Here is a 17,292-nt window from a genome sequence, read left to right on the forward strand (position 1 = left end):
GCCAACGTCGCTCAAAGCCCGACCTTGGTCAATGCCTGGTCCAGATCGGCAATCACATCGCGCGGGTCTTCAAGCCCGATATTGATCCGCAGCATGCCCTCGACCACGCCCATATCGGCGCGCGCCTCGGCGCTGACGCTATAGTGGGTTGTCGACGCCGGATGGCAGCAAAGGCTACGAGAGTCGCCGATATTGTTCGAGATATCAACAAGTTCGAGCGCGTTGAGCAGCGCCATCGCCTGTTCGCGTCCTTCGAGAACGAAGGAAAAGATCGGTCCGCATGCCTCCATCTGGCTCATCGCCAGATTGTGCTGCGGGTGGCTCGCGAGCCCCGGATGCAGGATGCGCGGAACGCGGCTTTCGACGAATTTGCCGACCGCGAGCGCGTTTTCGGATTGGCGCCGCGCACGCAGATCAAGTGTTTCAAGCCCTTTAAGCACGACCCACGCGTTGAACGGCGACAGGTTCGGCCCAGTGTTACGCTGGAACGGCAGCAGCACGTCATTGATGAACTTGTCCGACCCGCAAACCGCGCCGGCGAGCACGCGCCCCTGCCCGTCCATCAGCTTGGTCGCCGAATAGGCGACGACATCGGCGCCGAAGTTCATGGGCCGCTGGAGCACGCTCGTTGCAAAGGCATTGTCGACCACCGTCGTGACACCGTGCGCCTTCGCCAGCGCGCAGACGTGCTTCATGTCGACGATATCCATCGTCGGATTCGCTGGGGTTTCAAAGAAAAACACCTTCGTGTTCGGCCTGATTGCCCTTTCCCACGCATCGTTATCGCGACCGTCGACGACGGTCGTTTCGATCCCAAAGCGCGGACAGAGATGATCGACGAGCCAGCGGCATGAGCCGAAGGCCGCCTTGGCGGCGACGACATGATCCCCCGCCGACAGCTGGCAGAGCAAGGCCGTCGTCATCGCGGCCATACCCGTCGCTTGCGCCCGGCACGCCTCGGCCCCTTCCATCAGTGCGATCCGCTCCTCGAGCATCGCGACCGTCGGGTTTTGCAGGCGCGAATAGGTCATGCCCTGTTCTTCGCCGGCGAAGCGCGCCGCGACTTCCTCGGCGCTGTCATAGGTGTAGCCGGACGAGAGGAAGAGCGCTTCCGAGGTTTCGCCATGCTCGCTGCGCCACGTCCCGCCGCGCACTGCTTGCGTCGCAGGGTGCCAGCTCTTCGTCTTGCGGCGGTCGAAACCCGTTGTCTTTTTCATCTCATCTATCCGTTCAAAGCCGAAACAACCGCGTCGCCCAATGCCGCCGTTCCCATATTGCCTCCCAGATCCGCACCGCGCGCACCGTCCGCCAGTACCTCGGCCACCGCGGCCTCGATCCGCGTCGCGCTCGCCTCGTCTCCGCCCGAGTGGCGGAGCAGCATCGCGAGCGACAGGATCATCGCGAGCGGGTTGGCGATGCCCTTGCCCGCGATGTCGGGGGCGCTGCCATGAATCGGCTCGTACAGCCCCTGCTTGCCTTCGCTCAGCGACGCCGACGCGAGGAGACCGATCGACCCGACGCACATTGACGCTTGGTCGGACAGGATATCGCCGAACAAGTTGCCGGTGACGACGACGTCAAACTGCCCCGGATTGCGCACCAGCTGCATCGCGGCATTATCGACATACATATGGGTAAGTTCGACGTCGGGATAATTCTTCGCGACCTCGATCACCACATCGCGCCACAGCTGCGAGGTTTCGAGCACATTCGCCTTGTCGACCGAGCAGAGCCGCTTGGCCCGCCCCTGCGCCGCGCGGAAGGCGACATGCGCGATGCGCCGCACTTCGCTTTCGCTATACGACATGACGTCATAGCCTTCGCGCTCGCCACTTGACGTCGTGCGCGTGCCCTTTTCGCCGAAATAGACGTCGCCATTCAGCTCGCGGACGATCAAGAGGTCGATTGCCGAGGCGACTTCGGGTCGCAGCGCCGAGCTGCCTTCGAGCCCCGCGAACAGCTTGGCAGGGCGCAGATTGGCGAAGAGACCGAGCTCGGCGCGTAGGCCGAGGATCGCCTGTTCGGGACGCAAATGGCGTTCGACATTGTCGAAACGGGGGTCGCCGACGGCGCCGAAGAGGATGGCATCCGCTGCCTTCGCCTTGGCGAGCGTTTCGGACGGCAGCGGATGGCCGGTCGCTTCATAGGCCGCCCCGCCGACGAGTGCACGGTCGAGCGTCACGGGAAGCGCGAGCGCGGCAAGGACCTTCTCGGCCTCCGTCATGATTTCCGGACCGATACCGTCGCCAGCCAGCAGCAGGATTTGCACTATGTCGCCCTTTCGTGTCTCGCCAGCCGCTTAGACAGCGGCGCGGCGTCACGCAACCGCCCTGCCCAGCCGGTCGATCAATCTTTCCCTTACGGTCAGCAAGTCGCGGTTTCGCCCGTCGAGGACATCGCGGTCGAGGAAATGTCCGGTAACGGCGAGGCCGTCGAGCACATCACCCATCGACGGGCGGGCATCCTGTCCGCACAGGAAGGGTGGCAGGCGAAAGAGGCGGTCTTCATACCCTGCGGCCGCGCCGACGCTGACCGCACCGCCCGATTTGGGGCTGACGAAGGCGAGTTCGTCGCGCGAACCCGTTACGACGCATTCCTCCAGATTCAATCCGAAACCCAGTTCTGCCAGCAACAGGAGTTCGTAACGCGCCAGCGCGGCCGCCCATTGACGGGCGGATGAGGCAACGCCAATTGCGTCCAGAACCGCGGACAGCGCCGAATAAAGCACTGGGTAAGGCTGGCTTTCCGGCAGAACCGATGCTGTGAGGCTCGTCGTCCAGTTGATCGCTGCCGCCGCGAGCGGCTCGGCGAGCAACGGCGCGCGGCTTTCGAGCAGTTCGGCAGTCGCACCGCCCAGCTGCTCTTCGGTCCGTGCGCGCAGTTCGAGCGCGACCAGATTCCCCGGAATCAAGATCGGCCGCAACCGCGTCGACCGCCCGCCACGCACATAACCCGCGACCAGCCCGGCCTCACCGGTCAGCGCGCGCAGGATCACGCCATGCTCGCCATGCGCGCGTACCGCGCAGACGATTGCCTCGGCGGTCAGGCCGGCCAAAGCACCATCTGCGTCTGGGTCACCAGCGCGACCTCGGCGCCATCCTCGGTGCGGATGCGCGTCTGCCATACCGACAGCCGCTTGCCGATCTTCACCGGGGTCGCCTCACCAACGAGCGTAGCCCCGACCGGCCCGGCACCGAGGAAATTGGTCTTGCTCTCGATCGTCGTTGTGCCGCTGGCGCCTTCGGGCAGCGTCAGGAAGGCACCTACGGCTCCAAGGCAGTCGGCAAACGCCATGATCGCCCCGCCATGGACGATGCCGCCCGCAGTGCAAATGTCGGGCCGCACGGGTAGCTTGCCCGCGACGCGCTCCTTACTGCCCTCGGCGATCGTGACCCCGAGCGTTCCCGCCAGCGGCATGGCTGCTGCAAAATCCATCCTCTTCCTCTCACCGTCCCGAATGATAGAAATCATGCACCGCTTGCGCGACCGCTGCGCTGACGCCCGGCGCTTTCTGCAAATCTTCCAGACTGGCTCCGCGCACCGCTCGCGCGGTGCCAAAATGCATCAGCAGCGCCTTCTTGCGCGCCGGGCCGATGCCGGGCACCTCGTCGAGCGGCGAGGTGCCCATCGCCTTGGCGCGTTTCTGGCGGTGCGCGCCGATCGCGAAACGATGCGCCTCGTCACGCAGCCGCTGGATGTAGAAGAGCACCGCATTGTTAGGCGGCAGCGTGAATTCACGCCCGTCAGGGTGGTAGAAGGTCTCGCGCCCCGCGTTGCGGTCGGGCCCCTTGGCGACGCCGACATAAGTAAGGTCATCGATGCCGAGTTCGGCGAGCACCGCGCCCGCCGCCGATACCTGCCCCTTTCCGCCGTCGATCAGCACGAGGTCGGGCCATTCGCCCTTCGTCCGTTCGGGGTCCTCCTCGATCGCGCGTGCGAAACGGCGCTCGAACACCTCGCGCATCATCGCGAAATCGTCGCCCGGCTGTGTCTCGGCGCGCTTGATGTTGAACTTGCGATAGGCGCCCTTGATCCAGCCCTCGGGGCCCGCGACGACCATCGCACCCAGCGCGTTGGTGCCCTGGATATGGCTGTTGTCGTAGATTTCGATGCGCCGCGGCGGGCTCTCCAGATCGAACAATTCGGCAAGTTCGCGCCCGAGCTTCGCCTGGCTGCTGCTTTCCGCCAGCCGCCGATCGAGTTCCTCGCCGGCATTGCGGACCGCCTGTTCGAGCAGGCGGCGGCGGTTGCCGCGCTGCGGCACGCTGATTTCGACCCTCCGGTTCGCGCTCTCGCCCAGCGCCTCGGCGAGCAATTCGCACTCGTCGGGCTCGCGATCGACGAGGATCAGCTTCGGCGGCGGCACGCCTTCGTAGAATTGCATCAGGAAGCTCGCCATCACTTCGCTCTCGGGCACGCCCGCGATATGCGCCGGAAAAAAGCTGCGGTGCCCCCAATTCTGCCCGCCGCGGATGAAGAAGCCCGCGATGCATAGCTGCCCGCCCTTCGCGGCGAGCGCGAAAACATCGGCGTCGCCGAGCCCGTCGGCATGCACCGACTGGCTGCCCTGGATGAAGGTCAGTGATTTCAGCCGGTCGCGGATCACCGCCGCCTGCTCATAATCCATCGCGTCGGCGGCCTTGGTCATCGCGTCGCCCAACCGCTTCTGCACAGCGGTCGAGCGGCCTTCGAGAAAGTCCTGCGCGTCGCTCACCAGCCCTGCATAATCATCCTTCGAAATGCGGTCGACGCACGGCGCGCTGCACCGCTTGATCTGATAGAGCAGGCACGGGCGCGAGCGGTTGGCGAAGAAGCTGTCGGTGCAGCTCCTCAGCAGGAAGGTCTTCTGTAGCGCGTTGAGCGTCTGGCCCACCGACCCCGCGCTCGCGAACGGGCCGTAATAACGCCCCTTGGCGCGCCGCGCGCCGCGATGCTTTTGCACGCGCGGGAAATCATGATCGGTGCGCAGCAGGATGAAGGGAAAGCTTTTGTCGTCGCGCAGCAGCACATTATACGGCGGGCGATAGCGCTTGATCAACTGCGCCTCGAGCAGCAGCGCCTCGGCCTCGCTGGTCGTCGTGACGATCTCCATCGCGCGCGTCTGCGACACCATGCGCTGCAACCGCTGTGGCAGCCGCGCGACCTGGGTGTAATTGCTCACCCGGTTCTTAAGCGCGCGCGCCTTGCCGACATAGAGCACGTCGCCGCGCGCATCGAGCATCCTGTACACCCCGGGCCGCGCCGGCAATTTGCGCACGACGCTGCGGATCGCTTCGGCGCCGCGTTCGAGGTCGGGCTGGCCGCCCTCCTCGCCGCCGCCGCGGATCACATAGGTCGCTTTTTCTTCGTTGAATCGGTCGGGAGCATTCGGGCGGGCCATGATTTTCCATGTAGGCGATGGCGATGCGACCCGCCATAGTGCGCGAGGTAAAAGCTCATGGGAGGGGTCGCATGGATTTGCATGGAAAGCTCGCACTGGTCACCGGCGGCAGCGACGGCATCGGGCGCGAGATCGCGCTCCAGCTTCAGGCCGCTGGCGCCGACGTCATCGTCACAGGTCGCTCGGCGGAAAAATTGCAGGCGATGGCGGCGCTCGGTTTCGGCACGATTGCGGGCGACCTTTCGGTCCCGGCGGGCGTCGATACGGTCGTCAGCGGCGTTGCGCACAGGCCGCTGGCCCTGCTCGTCAACAATGCGGGGGTCGGCAGCGAGTATGAACTCGACAGGCCCGAGACGCTCGAAAGCGCGGCGCATTGCATCCGCACCAACCTCGACGCGCCGATCGCGCTCTGCACGCGGCTCTTGCCAACGCTCCGGGCCCAGCCCGAGGCCGCCATCGTCAACGTCACCTCGGGCCTCGCGATCGCGCCGCGCGCGGGTGGGTCGATCTATTGCGCGACCAAGGCGGGATTGCGCAGCTATACGCAGGCGATCCGCCACCTGCTCAAAGACAGCAATGTCCGCGTGATCGAGGCGCTGCCCCCCGTCGTCGAAACGAACATGACCGCGGGCCGCACGGGCAAGAAGATGAGCGCGCACGACTGTGCTGCCGAGATCATTCGCGGAATCCGCACGGGAAAAAGTGAGGTGAATGTCGGGATGGTGAAGCTGCTCCAGCTGGTGCACAGCGTCTCGCCCGCGCTCGCGCGCCGGATCATGATCAGGTTTTAAGAGGCAACGGCCAATGATCACCCTTTATGGCGAGGGCCGCGGCTTCCGAATCGCCTGGCTGCTCGAAGAGATGGGCCTTCCCTATCGGCTGCGACAGGTCGATTTGCTCGACGGGCTCGAAAAGGACACCGAGTTTCTCGCGATCAATCCCGCCGGCTTCATTCCCGCGATCGTCGATGGCGACGCGGTGATGGTCGAATCGATCGCGATCATCGAATATCTGCTCGCGCGGTATGGCCCCGGCTCATTGGCTCCGGCGCCAGATGAATCCAGATTTCCGGTCTATCAGCAGTTCCTTCACATGGGGGAAGCGGGACTGGCCGGGCCGGTCAACACGATCATTGCGACGACCATCCTAGCCCCGGAAAAAGAGCGCGAGAACTGGACGACGGGATAGGCGCTCGATAGCTTCAAAAGCCGATTTGGTCTGGTGAGCCGCCAGCTCGCTCGTGCGCCCTATATCGCGGGGGATCGCTTCACCGCCGCCGATATCTCGGTGACATACGCGCTCGAATTCGCCCAGCGAACGATCGGTTTCGACTTCGCCGCCGCCGAACTGGACTATATCGCCCGAACGACTGCGCGCGACGCCTATCGTCGGGCAATGGACAATTGTCCGGCGACAAAAGCATGGGTCGCCGGCCTGGCCGGATCGGAATAGCCGAAAAACAAAACGCCCGCGGGAATCCGCGGGCGCTTCATATTCTTGAGTAGTGTAGCGGGTCAGGCCTTAGCGACGTCCGCGATAGCCCGATCGATAAGCGCCTTGTCGGCGACCGCATCATGCTTGTCTGCGATCAGCTTTGCAGCCGCCTCGGTCGCTGCCTTGGCCGCAGCGGTGCGGACTTCAGCAAGCGCACCAGCCTCAGCCGCGGCTATGCGGTCTTCGGCCATCTGCTTGCGGCGCGCGATCAGCGCGGTCGCGTCGGCCTTGGCCTTGGCGACGAGCGCCTCGGCCTCGGCATCGGCGCGCGCACGCATCTCGTCGGCTTCCCGCGCGGCGTCAGCAAGCTTCGCCTCATATTCGGCCTTCAGCGATTCGGCGTCGAGGCGCAGCTGTTCCGCTTCGTTCAGCTGCTTCGAAATCTCTGCGATGCGTTTGTCGAGCATCGCGCCGATCGCGCCCGGAACGCCCTTCCAGACGAGAATACCCAGGAAGACGAGCATCGCGATCGAGACCCAGACGGTCGCATCCATACCGAACGCCTTGGGCGTGGCATGGGCCTCACCGGCGGCTTCCGAAAGGATGATAAGGAAATTATCCATGGAGCACCGCCTTCACCGCCGCCTTCGCATCGCCAGCCGCAACCTTGGCGCCCGACAGCTTGGCGACGAGGTCGCTTGCCGCTTCGGCCGCAACCGATTCGATTTCCGCCATGGCCGACTTACGTGCTGCGGCAACATCCGTTTCGGCGGCCGACAGCTTCTCGCCCAATTCGGCATCGACCTTCGCAAGACGCTTTTCGGCGTCTTTCGCGGCCTTGTCCTTAGCTTCGGCCACGGCCTTCTGCGCGGCCGCGCGGCTGGCATCGCCCTGTTGGCGATAGTTTTCCTCGAGCGCATCGGCCGCGGCATGGGCCGCCTTCGCCGCCGCCAGATCGTCGGCAACCTTGCGGTCGCGCGCATCCACCGTCGCTTCGATCTTGGGCAGCATACCGCGGCCGATCACGACATAAATGCCGGCGAACACGACCAGCAGCCAGAAGAGCTGCGAGGCAAGATACCAATTGTCAGCGGTTAGCTGGGCTATCTGGGGCATGAAAGGCGAACCTTAAATTATTCAAGAAACCTGCGGCGAGGCCGATCCCGCGGGGGCCGGCCTCGCCAAATATCGTCGAAATCAGACGACGAAGAGCAGGATCATCGCGACGACGAACGCCAGCAGGCCGAGAAGTTCGGCGGCGGCGAAGCCGATGAACAGGCGACCCTGCTGACCATCGGCCGCAGCGGGGTTGCGCAGCGCGCTTTCGAGGAAGCTGCCGAACACGTTACCCACACCGATGGCGGCCATGCCGGCACCGATAGCGGCCAGACCGGCACCGATCAGCTTTGCTGCTTCTGCGTCCATTGTAATAACTCCTTGGTGTAAATGTTTATTATAAAACAAAATTAGTGAAGGTTGACTGCGTCGTTGATGTACAGCGAAGTCAACAGGGCGAAAACATAGGCCTGGATGCCGGCAACGAGCAGCTCGAGCGCGCTGATACCGATCATCAGCGTGAAGCTGAGCACCGAGACGATCGATCCGAGCCACAGCGTTTCGGCGTTGAAACCATTGATCACGAAGCCCGAAAGCACTTTAAGTAGCACGTGCCCCGCAGTCATCGCGACGAATAGCCGCAGGCCGAGGCTGAACGGGCGGACCATGAACGACACGAACTCGATCGGCGCGATGATCGGAATCATCGGCAGCGGCGTGCCATGCGGCACGAAGAGCGAAAAGAAATGCAGGCCATGGCGCCAGAAACCCACGACAAGGACGATAGCGAAACTGATCAGCGCGAGAACGCCGGTGATCGCGATGTGGCTGGTGACGGTGAAGGGGTGGAGCCCCAGCACGCCCAGCGGCAACATACCGAGCAGGTTGCAGAAGAGGATGAACATGAAGAGCGAGAAGACATAGGGCGTATATCTACGCCCTTCGGTGCCGATATTCGCCATCATCATGCTGGAAATAAAGCCGGTGAAGCCTTCGACCGCGGCCTGCCAGCGGCCCGGAACGAGCTGGCGGCGCATCCCGCCCCACATGAACAGGCCGAGCGTGATCGCCGCAACCACCATCCATAGCGCGCTGTTCGTGAACACGACTTCGTGCCCCCCAAGGTTGAAGCCGCCGCCGAGCGGGGTCACCTCGAACTGGTGCATCGGGTCGATCTTGCCGGATTCCGCCGCCACTATTCACTCCACGCATATGGCGAGGCGGCTTGAAGCCGTCCCGCCGAAGAATTTCGTTTGCGCCCCGCTAGTTGCGAGGCGTCGAAGAGATGCGGATGATATTCCGGAAGGCCACGACGATCCCCATGAACAACATCCCCAACAGGCCCCAGGGTGACGTTCCCGCGAAGCGGTCGATCAGCCAGCCGAACAAGGCTCCGCCGATCAGTCCGCCCAGCAGTTCAGCCAGAACGCGGTTGCCGAGCCGGTAATTGGCGTCGGATTCCGGTCCGGCGTTCACTGCGGTCCGTTTCGCTTCTGCGGCTTCGGCCCGGTCCAATCGCTCTTCGAGCGAGACCAGGCGCGAATCCTCCGAAGCTGGTTCCGGATCGCTGCCGTTCCCCGTCATTTGTGCCATCCTCCTGAAACAGAACCGGAAACGTCCGATTCCGCCTGCGAAAAAAGGCCCGAAAATTCGGGGGACCCCTAAGGCGCGGTCCGTTTAGGAACGACGCCGGATTAAGTCAATGCTTCTGCTTGTGCGCACAAAAATGCCGCCGCGTTTAGGGGCGCGGCGGCATGTGGGAGCCCCTTGGGCCCCATTGTTCGATTTCGATTACGGGCAGCGCGCATCGCGTTCGGGCGGGCTCGCATCGCGCGTTTTCCACGCGCCGCCTGGGGTCTGATATTTCTCGCCCGGCTTGGTCTTGGCGATCAGGTTGCAGCCGCTGGTAAAAGCGAATTGCTCGACGGTGCTGCCGGTCGATTGCGCGCTCGCGGTATAAGCCGCTTTGCGCTTGATGTTCAGGTCCTGAACCAGGGCGCGGATCGCGGGGGTCGGCGTCGTCGCAAAACCAAGATAGCCGTCGGGTTGCTCGCCGATCTGGCCGGCGGCGCGCGCGGCGGCGTAAGCCGGATCGCGCTGGGCCATCGCCGACGGTACCCCAAGAGCCACCGCAGCGGTCGCTGCAATCGCGGCAAGGGCCAGGCCGGTCGGTTTCCACGTCATCATACGCATCTCATTCTTCCCCATCAGAATATCTCGCTATTCTGCTCGATGAGCTTCTTGGCATCGCCATCCAGCCTGTACACCACTTCCTGACGGATGTTGATGTTCAGATTGATCTCGATCGGCTTGTCGGGGGTATCGATCTGGACACAGCCCGCGAGGGCCGACATTCCCGTGATTACCGCCAGACTCCGACCGCTTATGGCAAACCTCCTCGCTCCAGTCTTGGTCATATTCATTGCACGGGCTCGCTTTCTGGGGGCTGAACGGGGACGATCTTTGCTTTTTCGGCTTCTTCCTGCGCGCGCATCAGCGTCGGCAGATTCTGTTCGATCAGCAACGAGGGGTCGTAAAACCCCTTGGCCGACGTCAGCAGTTGGCGGAAAGGCGCGCGGATCTTCACGTTGAAGACGAGAGGGAGCTTCGCAACCTGATTGGTCAAGAAGTTGCGTGTCGCACCTTCCCCCTGCCCCACACCGCCGAAACGGATATCGGTCACCATTTCGCCGTCGAGGTCCCCGTTCAATATGATCGTCAGATCGTCATATTTCAGGCTGCGCAGCGCGCCAAAGGCAAAATTGGCGATGGTACCAAGATTGCGGTTGGACAATTCGCCGACATAGGCAAGCGTGCCGCCGCCGGCGCGCGAATCGATGCGGCCGCCCACAATACGGCCGCCCAGCCCGTCGAATTCAACCGGAAGGGTTCCGTCGAACACGCCCGTCGCATTGATATTGTCGAAACCGAAACTTTGCAGGAATACTGCGGCATCAACCCCGACGATGTCGAAACTCAGCCGGCGAGCCTTGTCTGCATTGAAATCGAGCGTCGTCGGATGGAGCAGCAACCTGCCGCCGCCAAAGGGCCAGCTTCCGCCCTCGATGCGAACGCGGTTGTCGCCGAGAAGACGATATTCGATCTCACCGTCAATTACGGGAATCCCCGGATTGATCTCCTCAATCTTCGCGATCTGTCCCGGTGCCGACTTGAGCCCGATCAAATCGTCGAAGCTGAGCGTCGTCGTCAACCCCGTCACGGGGCCGAAGGCGGCGGCGAGGCTCGCGTCGGCGGTGGCGAAAGTTCCTCGGCTCGTGACCCCGTCGGCGGTCCAGTCGATCCTGCCGTCGCCCACCACCGAACCCTGCACATTGGCAACGACGCCCAGCGCCAAGCTGGTCAGTTGATCGGGCTGGAACGCATCGTTGAAGCGCAGTTCCTTCACCGTCAGGTCGGCCGAGCCGATGCTATCGGCCAGCCGGTGGCGGATCAGCGTATCGAGGATTTTCTTCCCCGTCTTTTGCTCGTTGAAGCCTGCTTTCGCTTCGATGACGCCATTCGCGAAACGCAGCGTCGAATCGTCGCTGACAAGCGGAAAGAAACGCGGCTCTGGCGCCGCGTCGGTGAGCAGCAGCCCGCCATCGAGCGTCAGCGCGCCCTCCGCAAAGCGCCATTGCCCGGCAATCTCGCGCATATTGAGCGGCACCGCACCAATCTTGCCGCTCGCGCCGCGAAGGTCTCCGGCCATTCCTTGCGGCGTCGATCGTCCAGTCAGGCTATCGGCGGCAAAGCGCGTCACGCTTTCCCCCTCGCCCAGCCGGATATCGGCGCGTGCCAGCGACCAGCGCATCGTGGATAGGTCGACGGACGCCGGCCCGCTTTTCAAGCTGAATGGCGAACTGCCGCTCGATCCGCGCAAGGCGATGCCGGGAATGCGGATATTGCCGCGCAGCCCGTCGTTACCGGCACTGAGCAGCGGCGCCCCAGGACGACTGCACAGGTCGACCGTGCTTCGGCCGAATCGAAAGCCGCTGATCGCGACCCGGTCGATGGCGACGCGGCTGCATCCGCCGTCGAAGGCGAGCGCACCCGTGGGCGCGAGATAGCCGCGCAGCGGCATCGTCAGCTGTTCCAAGCGCCCGCCAGCGAGCGGCCCCGACAGCGTTGCCGCGGTTTCAAAGCGCATTGGCTGGCCGGCGCCGCCCGAAAAGCGCACCGGCGTCAGGGCGAGCCGCGCGGTATCGGCGCTATAGGGATCGAAACTGGCCAGCCCCTTAACTTTTCCTTCGGCGCTGCGATCGATGCTTAGCGTCCCCGAGGGCAATCCGCCGCCCGCGATGCTCCAACGCCCCGTCGCAATCACGGCGGGCTCGTCGGTGCCATAAAGATAACCGACACGGCTGTCGGCGCTGCCGAAGAAATGCGCGCCGCTTGCGCTCGTCAATTCGGGAGCGATCAGGTCGACGCGCGCTGTCGGCCCCTCACCCGCCAGTTCGAAACCCGCGCTGCCGCTCGCATCGGCCAGCACGCGGCTCAACGCACCGACGGCTTTCGCAGCGAGCGGCCCGATTGGCGTTCCGGCAAGTCCGCGCGCGCTGTCGGCAAGCGACCGGCGGAGCGCCGCGCTGCCGCTTGCGCGCCCGAAGCTAACTCGACCGTCGAATTTGGGCGCGGCGCTGCCCACGCTGCCCTTGGCGTCGAGGCTAACGGTTGCCGCGGCGAAATCGGTTCCGCGGAGGCGCGCCATATCGGCATCAATGGCGAGATCGGTTTTGACGGCGCTGCCTTCGAAACGCGCCAGCACGCCCAGCCGGTCGGCTTGCAGCGGGCCCGCGACAAGCTGCGCGATGCTGGCATCGGCGGTACCTTTCCAGCTTTGGAGGTCTTCGGAGAGCGACAGGTCGAGTCCGATCTGGGGCGCCGATGCGGTGACGCTGCCGTCGGCGCAGCGTAGCGTCCGCCCACGCAGCGGTCCGACAAGTTGCGGCCGGATGGCGCGGACGCGCAAAGTCCCGTAAAAGCTTATCCCGCTGCCCCTGCATCCCGCTGCCACCACTCTGGGTGCGACCAGCGCCAGCTTGCCGGTAAAATCGCGCCTCAGATTGCCGTCGCCGTTCAGCGCGGCGCCGATATTGCCCCACGGCGTTTCGACACGCGACCGCGCATCGCGCAGCGCAACCGACAGGTCGGGCAAGGCGAAGGGGTCGGTGCTGTCGGGATCGCGAAACTTGTCGAGCGCGCCGAACGAGAGTTGCCCGTCGACGAAGCGGCCGTAGAGCCGGACACCGTCAGCGCGGATCTCCGAGACATAGGGCCCCGACCAGCCATAGCCGAGCAGTACCTCGACCTTCCTCGCCGTCAGGTCGGGGCGTTTCGGGTCACCGATGACAATGTTCGACAGGATTTCGCTGCGGAAGCCGATCCGGTCGATCCGGTATTGCGCGGGGACGTCGCGGCTACCGAGCTGATCGCGAATAAATTTGTCGGCGATCGGTTCGCGCGCGATCCACACCGCGCCAACGACGATCACGACCGCGCCAGCGGTCATCCAGCGCTTCTTGAAGAGCAGCGTTCGATGCTTCCACTTCGGCGCGATCGCGTCTTCCGGTTCAGTCATGATCGTTCGCCGATGACGTCATGGCTGCTAAATCTCGTCCCTCGACCCGCATGTTGTTCAAGGCACGAACGCCGGAAATCCCGTTTCGATGCAGGAAATTGGTCCGGTTCGCCATCATCCTGTCCTATGAGCGTTGAGTGCGCGTCACAAGGCGGTTAATGCGAGCCCATGGGGGACACGCCGGATCATTTGGGCCATCGTTCGCGTTTGCGGTCTCGCCTGCTCGACGATCCAAGCGGCCTCGCTGACTATGAATTGATCGAATATCTCCTCGCCCTTGCGATCCCTCGCCGCGACACCAAACCGCTGGCGAAAGCGCTGCTGCGCGAATTCGGGTCGGTGGCGCAGCTCGTGAGCGCCGATCCCGAATCGCTGCGTCGGATTGACAGACTCGGCGACACCGGCATCGCCGCTCTCAAGATCGCCCAAGCGACGAGTCTTCGGCTGCTGAAGGACGAATTTCGCGATAAGCCCCTGCTTTCCAGCTGGGATGCGTTGCTCGACTGGCTGCGCGCCGACATGGGGCCGATCGACATCGAGCGCGTCCGCGTCCTCTATCTCAATTCGCGCAACATGCTGATCCGCGACGAATTGGCGAGCGAAGGATCGATCGATCAGTCGGCAATCTATGTGCGCGAGGTAATCAAGCGCGCGCTGGAACTCGGCGCCTCGGCGATCATCCTGGTTCACAATCATCCGAGCGGAAGCCCCGAACCGAGCCGGCAGGACATCGCCATAACGCGCGAAATCGCGGCCGCAGCGGCCAAGCTGGGGATCGCGCTGCACGATCATATCATTATCGGCGGCTCCGATTATCGCAGTTTCCGCGCACTGGGTTTGCTGTGAGCCCGATTTGACTCCGGTAGCGATCTTGGACATCGTCGCAGTCATGCAGATTCGATGCGGCCTCTTCCGCTTCCGCCATCACGGGGGACAGCTTCTCGCGGGCATTTAGCCCCGGGTTCCGGCGCTATTACCCCGGGCCCCGGGGCAGTTTCCGTAAAAACGTTGTTCGCGTGTGGCTTCGGCCGCGCGCCCACCGGAAAGTCCGCGCCATGAATATCAAGAAAAGCAGGGCCAAGATGCCCCATATCCGCATGATTGACAGCGAAGCCGACGCACTGACCGAACTGACGCTGCAGCAGCAACGCGACTCGGCCCGCTTCTATGACCTACTACTCGACGAAATCGATCGCGCAGCGATTTGCGAGCGCTCCCAAATCGCCCCTGACGTCGTCACCATGGGTTCAAGCGTAACATTCGTCGACGAAAAGAGCGGTGCCAAGCGGACGGTGCGCTTGGTATATCCCGCCGATGCCGACATTGCGGAGGGACGAATGTCGATTTTGACCCCTGTCGGCGCGGGCCTTATCGGCCTCAGCGTCGGGCAATCGATCAATTGGCCCGACCGTGGTGGCATCGAACATTGTCTCACGATCATATCGGTCGACCAGCCCGAATAGGCCGCCCGCACAGTGATGCAGCCGCCGGATCGTACCGACGGCTGCACCACCCGGTGTGAGAGGACGATCAAGCGCCGCGCGACAGAAAACCGGTCAATTCGGTCTTGTTCACACCGCCCGACTTATCGCCATCAGCCGAAGCAAAAGCCTGGCCGATCCAGCTTTTGACATCGGCCGATTCGGGATCGACACTCGGGTCGGTCGCGGCGCGCAGCTTTTTCATCCACGCGCCGAATTCGGCCTCGTTGAGATCGCCATTCTTGTCCCCGTCATAGGTCGGGAACTCCTGTTCGACGATCTGAGCGATCTGGGTCGGCGTGGCTGCGGTTCCCGAAGGCGCCGGCTCGCTCGGCGCGGCCGGGGGAGCCGACGCATCAGGCGCCGGAGCCGGAGCCGGATTGGTGGTGCCGGGAGCGGGTGTCGGCTGGGTGGTCGTCGGCGGGTTCATCGGATCCGATGCCGGTGCAGTCGTCTGGGCCAGAGCCGGAAAACTCGCGGCGGCGGCGCCGATCAAAAGCATCTGTTTCAACATGATCAATCTCCAGTGTAGCGGGTTATTCCGGTTCCGATTCAGGCTTTTCCTCATCGTCCGGAGCGGGCTGGTCGACCGGCGGGGTCGGCTCGGCCGCGGGCGGCGTGTCGCTCGGAATTGCGTCCTCGGTCGGGGCCTCATCAGCAGGCTTGGCCTCGTCCATGGGGGTGCTGTCGGGCGCCGGAGCAGTCGTATCGACCGGAGCAGGCGGCGTCTGGGTCGTCGGAGCCGGGTCCTCGCCTGCTGGGGGCGTAGTCTGGGCCAGAGCGGGGAAGCTGATGGCGGCAGCGCCGATGAAAAGCATTTCTTTCAACACATTCATTCTCCTGTATCGGCAACCTTGATGGATCGGTCGCCTTTCTGATGGGGCGAACGATCAACCCGCCATGTTTTCGCTAAGTTGCGTATCGGCGGGGTTTGGCGAAACGCCCCGTCCCTGCTACGGGGCGCCCCGACCCGGTTTCGCGGGGATTCCGCGACAAGCCGCCGGAAAAGGAAGGAAATTCAATGGTTCCGCGTTACGCACGGCCGGAAATGACCGCGATCTGGTCGGCCGAGAATCGCTTTCGCATCTGGTTCGAGATCGAAGCGCACGCGACCGACGCGCTCGCGGAACTCGGCACCGTTCCGAAATCGGCCGCGAAGGCGCTGTGGGACTGGTGGGCAACAAATCCAATTATCGACGTCGCCGCGATCGACGCGATCGAAGCGGTCACCAAGCATGACGTCATCGCCTTCCTCACGTGGGTCGCCGAGAATGTCGGAGACGAAGCGCGCTTCATGCACCAGGGTATGACGTCGAGCGACGTTCTAGACACCTGCCTTGCGGTCCAGCTCAGCCAGGCTGCGGACATCCTGCTCGCCGACCTCGACGCGCTGCTAGAGGCGATCAAGCGCCGCGCCTATGAGCACAAGCTCACCCCGACGATTGGCCGCAGCCACGGAATCCACGCTGAGCCCGTCACCTTCGGGCTCAAGCTTGCCGAAGCTTATGCCGAATTCTCGCGCTGCAAGCTCCGCCTGCAGGCTGCGCGCGCCGAAATTGCCACCTGCGCCATCTCGGGCGCCGTCGGCACCTTCGCCAATATCGACCCGCGCGTCGAAGCGCATGTCGCCGCCAAGCTCGGCCTTTCGATCGAGCCCGTCTCGACCCAGGTAATTCCGCGCGATCGCCATGCGATGTTCTTCGCCGTGCTCGGCGTCATTGCATCGTCCATCGAGCGCCTGTCGGTCGAGGTTCGCCATCTCCAGCGTACCGAAGTGCTCGAGGCCGAGGAATATTTCTCGCCCGGCCAAAAGGGCTCGTCGGCGATGCCGCACAAGCGCAACCCGGTGCTGACCGAGAATCTGACCGGCCTCGCCCGCATGGTGCGTAGTGCCGCCATCCCCGCGATGGAAAATGTCGCGCTGTGGCATGAACGCGACATCAGCCATTCGTCGGTCGAACGCTTTATCGGTCCCGACGCGACGATTACGCTCGACTTCGCGCTCGCGCGCCTCACCGGCGTCATCGACAAATTGCTCGTCTATCCTGAGCGTATGCAGAAGAATCTCGACCGCATGGGCGGCCTCGTCCACTCGCAGCGGGTGCTGCTCGCGCTGACGCAGGCGGGTGCGAGCCGCGAAGACAGCTACGCGCTCGTCCAGCGCAACGCGATGAAGGTCTGGGAATCGGACGGCCAGCTCTCGCTGCTCGAGCTGCTTAAGGCTGACGCCGATGTTGCGGCAAAGCTGTCGGACGACGCCCTGACCGCGCTGTTCGACCTTGGCTATCATATGAAGCATGTCGATACGATCTTCGACCGGGTGTTCGGCGCATAGTGACGCTGGAATCCCGCGCTAATCTGTC

20 protein-coding genes and 1 pseudogene are annotated in these 17,292 nt (G+C 63.7%); 6 read left to right on the forward strand and 15 right to left on the reverse strand.

The window, feature by feature from the left end; translation table 11 throughout:
- Nucleotides 1-11: 11 nt before the first annotated feature.
- Genes ATE71_RS00875 through uvrC form a run of 5 tightly spaced genes read right to left on the reverse strand, consistent with a single transcriptional unit; the run spans nucleotide 12 to nucleotide 5,380 of the window.
- Complete coding sequence (locus ATE71_RS00875; RefSeq protein ID WP_058801481.1) at nucleotides 12-1,217, reverse strand: trans-sulfuration enzyme family protein; 1,206 nt, start codon at nucleotides 1,215-1,217, stop codon at nucleotides 12-14.
- A 5-nt stretch (nucleotides 1,218-1,222) separates the two neighbouring features.
- Complete coding sequence (gene leuB / locus ATE71_RS00880; protein ID WP_058801482.1) at nucleotides 1,223-2,269, reverse strand: 3-isopropylmalate dehydrogenase; 1,047 nt, start codon at nucleotides 2,267-2,269, stop codon at nucleotides 1,223-1,225.
- A 48-nt stretch (nucleotides 2,270-2,317) separates the two neighbouring features.
- On the reverse strand, nucleotides 2,318-3,055 hold the full coding sequence (gene recO / locus ATE71_RS00885; protein ID WP_058801483.1) for a DNA repair protein RecO: 738 nt from the start codon (nucleotides 3,053-3,055) through the stop codon (nucleotides 2,318-2,320).
- Complete coding sequence (locus tag ATE71_RS00890; RefSeq protein ID WP_058801484.1) at nucleotides 3,043-3,435, reverse strand: PaaI family thioesterase; 393 nt, start codon at nucleotides 3,433-3,435, stop codon at nucleotides 3,043-3,045. Before ATE71_RS00890 ends, recO begins: the two co-directional genes overlap by 13 nt.
- 10 nt (nucleotides 3,436-3,445) lie before the next feature.
- Entirely contained in the window at nucleotides 3,446-5,380 is a 1,935-nt protein-coding gene (gene uvrC / locus ATE71_RS00895; RefSeq protein ID WP_058801485.1) for an excinuclease ABC subunit UvrC, read from the reverse strand.
- A gap of 71 nt (nucleotides 5,381-5,451) precedes the next feature.
- Here uvrC and ATE71_RS00900 point away from each other — a divergent pair, with 71 nt between their 5' ends.
- The 3 genes and pseudogenes from ATE71_RS00900 to ATE71_RS22655 form a co-directional block, all read left to right on the forward strand.
- Nucleotides 5,452-6,171 carry an SDR family oxidoreductase gene (locus ATE71_RS00900; RefSeq protein ID WP_058801486.1) on the forward strand — a complete coding sequence of 240 codons (720 nt, stop codon included), beginning with the start codon at nucleotides 5,452-5,454 and terminating at the stop codon, nucleotides 6,169-6,171.
- Nucleotides 6,172-6,184: 13 nt separating this feature from the next.
- Nucleotides 6,185-6,568, forward strand: coding sequence for a glutathione S-transferase family protein (locus tag ATE71_RS22650; protein ID WP_201022899.1), 384 nt, complete (start codon nucleotides 6,185-6,187; stop codon nucleotides 6,566-6,568).
- Nucleotides 6,569-6,589: 21 nt separating this feature from the next.
- Nucleotides 6,590-6,832 (forward strand): annotated as a pseudogene (locus tag ATE71_RS22655) (glutathione S-transferase C-terminal domain-containing protein); the annotation flags it as partial.
- Between the two features lie 62 nt (nucleotides 6,833-6,894).
- Here the strand turns inward: ATE71_RS22655 and ATE71_RS00910 are convergent.
- The 8 genes from ATE71_RS00910 to ATE71_RS00945 all read right to left on the reverse strand — a co-directional run bounded on the left by ATE71_RS00910 (nucleotide 6,895) and on the right by ATE71_RS00945 (nucleotide 13,448).
- Complete coding sequence (locus ATE71_RS00910) at nucleotides 6,895-7,437, reverse strand: ATP synthase subunit B (protein WP_058801487.1); 543 nt, start codon at nucleotides 7,435-7,437, stop codon at nucleotides 6,895-6,897.
- Entirely contained in the window at nucleotides 7,430-7,930 is a 501-nt protein-coding gene (locus ATE71_RS00915; protein ID WP_058801488.1) for an ATPase, read from the reverse strand. The genes ATE71_RS00910 and ATE71_RS00915 overlap by 8 nt, the downstream gene beginning before the upstream one ends.
- A gap of 81 nt (nucleotides 7,931-8,011) precedes the next feature.
- Nucleotides 8,012-8,239, reverse strand: a complete 228-nt coding sequence (locus ATE71_RS00920; RefSeq protein WP_003044110.1) for a F0F1 ATP synthase subunit C — start codon at nucleotides 8,237-8,239, stop codon at nucleotides 8,012-8,014.
- A gap of 41 nt (nucleotides 8,240-8,280) precedes the next feature.
- Nucleotides 8,281-9,066, reverse strand: coding sequence for a F0F1 ATP synthase subunit A (locus ATE71_RS00925; RefSeq protein WP_058801489.1), 786 nt, complete (start codon nucleotides 9,064-9,066; stop codon nucleotides 8,281-8,283).
- Between the two features lie 67 nt (nucleotides 9,067-9,133).
- Nucleotides 9,134-9,454, reverse strand: coding sequence for an AtpZ/AtpI family protein (locus ATE71_RS00930; RefSeq protein ID WP_058801631.1), 321 nt, complete (start codon nucleotides 9,452-9,454; stop codon nucleotides 9,134-9,136).
- Nucleotides 9,455-9,661: 207 nt separating this feature from the next.
- Nucleotides 9,662-10,057: a YdbL family protein gene (locus ATE71_RS00935; RefSeq protein ID WP_414892329.1), complete on the reverse strand. Its 396-nt coding sequence runs from the start codon at nucleotides 10,055-10,057 to the stop codon at nucleotides 9,662-9,664.
- Nucleotides 10,058-10,077: 20 nt separating this feature from the next.
- The gene (locus ATE71_RS00940; RefSeq protein WP_160327990.1) at nucleotides 10,078-10,224 is read right to left on the reverse strand and encodes a YnbE family lipoprotein; all 147 of its coding nucleotides are present in this window, start codon (nucleotides 10,222-10,224) and stop codon (nucleotides 10,078-10,080) included.
- Between the two features lie 65 nt (nucleotides 10,225-10,289).
- A complete protein-coding gene (locus tag ATE71_RS00945) occupies nucleotides 10,290-13,448 on the reverse strand; it encodes a YdbH domain-containing protein (protein WP_058801491.1) in 3,159 nt (1,052 codons plus the stop codon).
- A gap of 168 nt (nucleotides 13,449-13,616) precedes the next feature.
- Here ATE71_RS00945 and radC point away from each other — a divergent pair, with 168 nt between their 5' ends.
- A complete protein-coding gene (radC, locus tag ATE71_RS00950) occupies nucleotides 13,617-14,294 on the forward strand; it encodes a RadC family protein (protein WP_058801492.1) in 678 nt (225 codons plus the stop codon).
- Nucleotides 14,295-14,503: 209 nt separating this feature from the next.
- A complete protein-coding gene (rnk, locus tag ATE71_RS00955) occupies nucleotides 14,504-14,911 on the forward strand; it encodes a nucleoside diphosphate kinase regulator (protein ID WP_058801493.1) in 408 nt (135 codons plus the stop codon).
- A gap of 67 nt (nucleotides 14,912-14,978) precedes the next feature.
- Here the strand turns inward: rnk and ATE71_RS00960 are convergent, their stop codons facing one another.
- Complete coding sequence (locus ATE71_RS00960; RefSeq protein WP_058801494.1) at nucleotides 14,979-15,443, reverse strand: hypothetical protein; 465 nt, start codon at nucleotides 15,441-15,443, stop codon at nucleotides 14,979-14,981.
- Between the two features lie 22 nt (nucleotides 15,444-15,465).
- Nucleotides 15,466-15,759, reverse strand: a complete 294-nt coding sequence (locus ATE71_RS00965; protein WP_152998578.1) for a hypothetical protein — start codon at nucleotides 15,757-15,759, stop codon at nucleotides 15,466-15,468.
- A 191-nt stretch (nucleotides 15,760-15,950) separates the two neighbouring features.
- On the opposite strand from ATE71_RS00965, the gene purB reads away from it, so the two are divergent.
- Nucleotides 15,951-17,264 (forward strand): adenylosuccinate lyase, encoded by a 1,314-nt coding sequence (gene purB / locus ATE71_RS00970; RefSeq protein WP_058801496.1) that lies wholly within the window; start codon nucleotides 15,951-15,953, stop codon nucleotides 17,262-17,264.
- Nucleotides 17,265-17,292 lie beyond the last annotated feature (28 nt).

This window comes from Sphingopyxis sp. H115, from assembly GCF_001468465.1.
Classification (GTDB): domain Bacteria; phylum Pseudomonadota; class Alphaproteobacteria; order Sphingomonadales; family Sphingomonadaceae; genus Sphingopyxis.